This window comes from Streptomyces sp. NPDC006450 (genome assembly GCF_040612195.1).
Taxonomy (GTDB): domain Bacteria; phylum Actinomycetota; class Actinomycetes; order Streptomycetales; family Streptomycetaceae; genus Streptomyces.
The window spans coordinates 22,885-28,884 of sequence record NZ_JBEXPT010000088.1 but is presented as its reverse complement, the minus strand read 5'-3'; the positions used below and the strand labels follow the sequence as shown (position 1 = coordinate 28,884).

5 protein-coding genes are annotated in these 6,000 nt (G+C 72.2%); 3 read left to right on the top strand and 2 right to left on the bottom strand.

Features of this window, described 5'->3' with window-relative positions:
- Positions 1-73 precede the first annotated feature (73 nt).
- Positions 74-1,024, bottom strand: coding sequence for a DeoR/GlpR family DNA-binding transcription regulator (locus tag ABZY57_RS23390; RefSeq protein WP_356514889.1), 951 nt, complete (start codon positions 1,022-1,024; stop codon positions 74-76).
- A gap of 175 nt (positions 1,025-1,199) precedes the next feature.
- Positions 1,200-2,639 (bottom strand): NAD(P)H-quinone dehydrogenase, encoded by a 1,440-nt coding sequence (locus ABZY57_RS23385; RefSeq protein WP_356514887.1) that lies wholly within the window; start codon positions 2,637-2,639, stop codon positions 1,200-1,202.
- Between the two features lie 198 nt (positions 2,640-2,837).
- Between ABZY57_RS23385 and ABZY57_RS23380 the strand changes: the two genes are divergently transcribed.
- The 3 genes from ABZY57_RS23380 to ABZY57_RS23370 all read left to right on the top strand — a co-directional run bounded on the left by ABZY57_RS23380 (position 2,838) and on the right by ABZY57_RS23370 (position 5,985).
- Positions 2,838-3,275, top strand: a complete 438-nt coding sequence (locus tag ABZY57_RS23380) for a gamma-glutamylcyclotransferase (protein WP_112449900.1) — start codon at positions 2,838-2,840, stop codon at positions 3,273-3,275.
- A 183-nt stretch (positions 3,276-3,458) separates the two neighbouring features.
- Positions 3,459-4,265: a purine-nucleoside phosphorylase gene (locus ABZY57_RS23375; protein WP_243333808.1), complete on the top strand. Its 807-nt coding sequence runs from the start codon at positions 3,459-3,461 to the stop codon at positions 4,263-4,265.
- A gap of 70 nt (positions 4,266-4,335) precedes the next feature.
- The gene (locus tag ABZY57_RS23370; RefSeq protein ID WP_356514896.1) at positions 4,336-5,985 is read left to right on the top strand and encodes a phospho-sugar mutase; all 1,650 of its coding nucleotides are present in this window, start codon (positions 4,336-4,338) and stop codon (positions 5,983-5,985) included.
- Positions 5,986-6,000: the final 15 nt, after the last annotated feature.

The following is a 6,000-nucleotide window of genomic DNA, read 5'->3' as shown; positions in this document are numbered from 1 at the left end:
GCGAAATCCAGCCCCGCCGGCATGCGAGGCGCAGGCGTCCGGGACGGGTCCCCGGCAACGGCGCCGCACGTGCTCAGCGGCGCCGCATGTCCGCGACCCGCGCACGCTCCGCCTGCTGCTCGTGCAACGGCGGCCCCGCACTGCGCAGCTGGGCCGTCGGCCCGCCGCGCCGCTGCACCGGCAGCGGGGATTCCCGGCGCGGACGCCGCCCGGCCATCGACTCCCCACCGCCGGAGGCACTCGTGCCCCCGGCCACGGTGATCTGCACGCCCTGGTCCGCCAGCGCCTGCAGCTCCGTACCGGCCCGGTCGTCGTGCGGCGGCGGCTCGTCCGTCACCAGCCGTGTGATCACATCGGTCGGCACGGTCTGGAACATGGTGTCCGTCCCGAGCTTCGTGTGGTCGGCCAGGACCACCACCTCCGCCGCGGCCTGCACCAGCGCCCGGTCCACGCTCGCGGAGAGCATGTTGGAGGTGGACAGCCCGCGCTCGGCGGTGAGACCGCTGCCGGACAGGAAGGCCCGCGAGACCCGCAGCCCCTGGAGGGACTGCTCGGCACCGCTGCCGACCAGCGCGTAGTTGGACCCGCGCAGGGTTCCGCCCGTCATCACCACCTCCACGCGGTTCGCATGGGCCAGCGCCTGTGCGACGAGCAGCGAGTTGGTGACGACGGTGAGGCCGGGCACCCTGGCGAGCCGGCGGGCCAGCTCCTGGGTGGTGGTGCCCGCGCCGACGACCACGGCCTCGCCTTCTTCGACGAGTCCGGCCGCGATGTCGGCGATGGCGGTCTTCTCCGCCGTCGCGAGATGGGACTTTTGCGGAAAGCCGGATTCCCGCGTGAAACCGCCCGGCAGTACCGCACCGCCGTGCCGGCGGTCGAGGAGTCCTTCTGCCTCCAGTGCCCGCACGTCCCGCCGTACGGTCACTTCGGAGGTCTGGACGACGCGGGCGAGCTCCCGGAGCGATACCGCTCCGTTGGCCCGCACCATTTCGAGGATCAATTGGCGACGTTCTGCAGCGAACACGAAACTGACAGTAACCCGGGCGACCATCTGCTTTCAGCTCTTTCCGCCGGAATACCGAAGTTGTCCATACCGTAGGGCAACTAGTGGTATACGCGGTCGGCCCGCCGCGCACCTGCTCCGCGACGGGCCGACCACCCACTCCAAAGCCCTTGCGCACAAGGGCCGTTATCGGTATTTACGCCTCGCCGGAGGCCTTGCGCGTGTGCAGCTGGCGGGCGACCTCGGCGATCGACCCGGACAGCGAGGGGTACACGGTGAACGCGTTTGCGATCTGCTCGACCGTCAGGTTGTTGTCGACGGCGATCGAGATCGGGTGGATGAGCTCGCTCGCGCGCGGGGAGACGACCACGCCGCCCACGACGATCCCGGTGCCGGGGCGGCAGAACAGCTTCACGAAGCCGTCCCGGATGCCCTGCATCTTGGCGCGCGGGTTGCGCAGCAGCGGGAGCTTGACGACCCGGGCGTCGATCTTGCCGGAGTCCACGTCGGCCTGGGTGTAGCCGACGGTGGCGATCTCGGGGTCGGTGAAGACGTTCGAGGAGACCGTCTTCAGGTTCAGCGGGGCCACCGCGTCGCCGAGGAAGTGGTACATCGCGATGCGGCCCTGCATGGCGGCCACCGAGGCCAGCGCGAAGATCCCGGTCACGTCGCCGGCCGCGTACACGCCGGGCGAGGAGGTGCGGGAGACCTTGTCGGTCCAGATGTGCCCGGACTCCTTGAGCTTGACCCCGGACTCCTCCAGGTTCATGTTGCTCGTGTTCGGGATCGCGCCGACCGCCATCAGGCAGTGCGTACCGGTGATGACCCGGCCGTCGGAGAGGGTGACCTCGACGCGGTCGCCGACCCGCTTGGCCGACTCGGCGCGGGAGCGGCCGATGACGTTCATGCCGCGGCGCCGGAAGACGTCCTCCAGTACGGCGGCGGCGTCCGGGTCCTCGCCGGGGAGCACGCGGTCGCGGGAGGACACGAGGGTCACCCGGGAGCCGAGGGCCTGGTACGCGCCGGCGAACTCGGCGCCGGTGACGCCGGAGCCGACCACGATGAGCTCCTCCGGGAGCTCCTCGAGGTCGTAGACCTGGGTCCAGTTCAGGATCCGCTCGCCGTCGGGCATCGCGTCGGGGATCTCGCGGGGGTGTCCGCCGGTCGCGATGAGCACGGCGTCGGCCGTGAGGATCGTCTCGGAGCCGTCGGCCGCGGTGACGATGACGTCCCGCGTGCCGTCGATGCCCTGCGGGCCGCCGAGCTTGGCGCGGCCCCGTACGACCCGGGCGCCGGCCCGGGTGACGGACGCGGTGATGTCGTGGGACTGGGCGAGCGCCAGGCGCTTGACGCGCCGGTTCACCTTGCCGAGGTCCACGCCGACGACGCGCGCGGCCTGCTCGATGTGCGGGGTGTCGTCCGCGACGACGATGCCGAGCTCCTCGTACGACGAGTCGAAGGTCGTCATGACCTCTGCGGTCGCGATGAGAGTCTTGGAGGGCACGCAGTCGGTGAGCACCGACGCGCCGCCCAGACCGTCGCAGTCCACGACGGTCACCTCCGCGCCGAGCTGGGCCCCTACGAGGGCCGCCTCATACCCGCCGGGTCCGCCGCCGATGATCACGATCCGGGTCACGAAAACTCCGCCTCACGTCTACCCGGCCGGCTGCCGCCCCGGCCGGGGCTTCCGGGGGGTCTCCCCGGGGGATGCATTCCGTACGTCATTGTCCCGCACGCATCAAGGTGCTTCACGCCCGGTCCCACCATCCGGGACGCGGGCCCCGTACGCGGCCGGGAGCGCAGCGGGGGCCGCCCCTCCCGTACCCTCGACCACATGTCGCTCTACGCCGCGTACGCCGGCAACCTCGACCCGCGGCTGATGACGCGCCGCGCTCCGCATTCGCCGCTGCGCGGCACGGGCTGGATCAACGACTGGCGGCTGACGTTCGGCGGCGAGCAGATGGGCTGGGAGGGCGCGCTGGCGACGATCGTCGAAGCGCCGCGCCACCAGGTCTTCGTCGCGCTGTACGACGTGGCCCCGCTCGACGAGGACTCCATGGACCGGTGGGAGGGCGTCGGGCTCGACATCTACCGCCGCATGCGGGTGCGCGTGCACACGCTGGACGGCGAGGAAGCGGCCTGGGTGTACGTCCTCAACGGCTACGAGGGCGGCCTGCCCTCGGCCCGCTACCTGGGCGAACTGGCCGACGCGGCCGAATCGGCGGGCGCCCCGCACGACTACGTGATGGAACTGCGCAAGCGCCCCTGCTGAGGATTTTCAGCCTCGCCGGCGTTTGAGGCGCGGGGTCCTGGGGGCAGCACCCCCGGCAACGGGCGCCGCACGGCCCCGTCCAGCCCGCCGGGGACATTTGGTCGGAAACGACAAAGCAACGATCCGAATACCGTGAGCGGCGCCATCTACGCGCGTAGGCGAAGAGCGGCTACGCTCTTCCGCGTGAACGCATCTGTTACCGACCCCTTCGCCGCCGCCGACGCCGCCGCCGCCCGCCTGCGCGAGCTGACCGGCGCCGAGACCCACGATGTCGCCCTCGTGATGGGCTCCGGCTGGGCCCCCGCCGCGGAGGCGCTCGGCGCGCCCGAGGCCGAGTTCCCGGTCACCGAGCTGCCCGGCTTCCCGCCCCCCGCCGTCGAGGGCCACGGCGGCAAGATCCGCTCGTACAAGATCGGCGACAAGCGCGCGCTGCTCTTCCTCGGCCGGACCCACTACTACGAGGGCCGCGGCGTCGCCGCCGTCGCCCACGGCGTGCGCACGGCCGTCGCCGCCGGCTGCAAGACCATCGTCCTGACCAACGGCTGCGGTGGCCTGCGCGAGGGCATGAAGCCCGGCCAGCCGGTCCTGATCAGCGACCACCTCAACCTCACGGCCACTTCGCCGATCGTCGGCGCGAACTTCGTGGACCTGACCGATCTGTACTCGCCGCGCCTGCGCGCGATGTGCAAGGAGATCGACGAGACCCTCGAAGAGGGCGTCTACGTGCAGTTCCCCGGCCCGCACTACGAGACCCCGGCCGAGATCAACATGATCCGCGTCATGGGCGCCGACCTGGTCGGCATGTCCACCGTGCTGGAGGCCATCGCCGCCCGTGAGGCCGGCGCCGAGGTGCTCGGGATCTCGCTGGTCACCAACCTGGCGGCGGGCCTCTCCGGCGAGCCGCTGAACCACGAAGAGGTGCTCCAGGCCGGCCGCGACTCGGCCGCGCGCATGGGCAAGCTGCTGACCCAGGTCCTCGCCCGGATCTGAACGGCGCACCGAACGACAGGGCGACCGGACGACCGACCGTACGAGAGGTAAGGCGGAAGTAGTGCAGGACGTGCAGGACGATCTGATCGCGCGGGCCCGGGCCTGGCTGGCCGAGGACCCGGACCCCGAGACGGCCGACGAGCTCGCGAAGCTCATCGAGGCCGGTGACACGGCCGAGCTCGCGGACCGCTTCTCCGGCATGCTGCAGTTCGGCACCGCCGGACTGCGCGGTGAGCTGGGCGCGGGCCCGATGCGGATGAACCGGAACGTGGTGATCCGGGCCGCGGCGGGCCTCGCGGCCCACCTCAAGGCCCAGGGCCACGACGGCGGCCTGGTGGTCGTCGGCTACGACGCCCGCTACAAGTCGGCCGACTTCGCCCGCGACACCGCCGCGGTGATGACCGGTGCGGGGCTGCGTGCGGCCGTCCTGCCCCGTCCGCTGCCGACGCCCGTCCTCGCGTACGCCATAAGGCACCTGGGCGCCGTCGCCGGCGTCGAGGTGACCGCGAGCCACAACCCTCCCCGGGACAACGGCTACAAGGTCTACCTCGGCGACGGTTCGCAGATCGTCTCCCCGGCCGACGCGGAGATCGCCGCGCAGATCGACGCGATCGCCGCGCTGGCCGACGTACCGCGCGCCGAGGACGGCTGGCAGGACCTCGGCGACGAGGTCCTGGAGGCCTACCTGGAGCGCACGGACGCCGTCCTGACCCCCGGGTCCCCGCGGGGGGTGCGGACCGTCTACACGGCCATGCACGGCGTCGGCAAGGACGTGGTCCTGGCCGCCTTCGCCCGCGCCGGCTTCCCGGAACCGGTCCTCGTGGCCGAGCAGGCGGAGCCGGACCCGGCCTTCCCGACGGTGGCCTTCCCCAACCCGGAGGAGCCGGGCGCGATGGACCTGTCCTTCGCGACGGCCGCCCGGGTCGACCCCGACATCGTCATCGCCAACGACCCGGACGCCGACCGCTGCGCCGTGGCCGTCCCGGACGCGGCCTCGGCCTCCGGCTGGCGGATGCTGCGCGGCGACGAGGTCGGCGCGCTGCTGGCCGCCCACCTGGTGCACAAGGGCGCCACGGGTGTCTTCGCCGAGTCAATCGTCTCCTCCTCCCTCCTGGGGCGGATCGCGGAGGCGGCGGGCGTGGGCTACGAGGAGACCCTCACGGGCTTCAAGTGGATCTCCCGCGTCGAGGGCCTGCGCTACGGGTACGAGGAGGCGCTCGGCTACTGCGTGGACCCCGAGGGCGTCCGCGACAAGGACGGCGTCACGGCCGCCCTGCTCGTCGCCGAGCTGGCCTCGGAGCTCAAGGAGCAGGGCCGCACCCTGACCGACCTGCTGGACGACCTGGCGATGGAGCACGGTCTGCACGCCACCGACCAGCTGTCGGTCCGCGTGGAGGACCTGTCGGTCATCGCCTCGGCGATGGCGGCGCTGCGCGCGGAGCCCCCGGTCTCGCTGGCGGGCCTGCGGGTCACCTCGGCGGAGGACCTGAACGAGGGCACGGCGACGCTCCCGCCCACGGACGGGCTGCGCTACTACCTGGAGGGCGACTACAAGGCCCGGGTGATCGTGCGCCCGTCCGGCACGGAGCCCAAGCTGAAGTGCTACCTGGAGGTCGTGGTCCCCGTGGGGGAGGCCTCCGACCTGCTCCCGGCCCGCGCGCGCGGCCAGGAGGTCCTCGACGCGATCAAGAAGGACCTCGCGGCGGCGGCCGGCATCTAGCCGCTCCGTCCGATC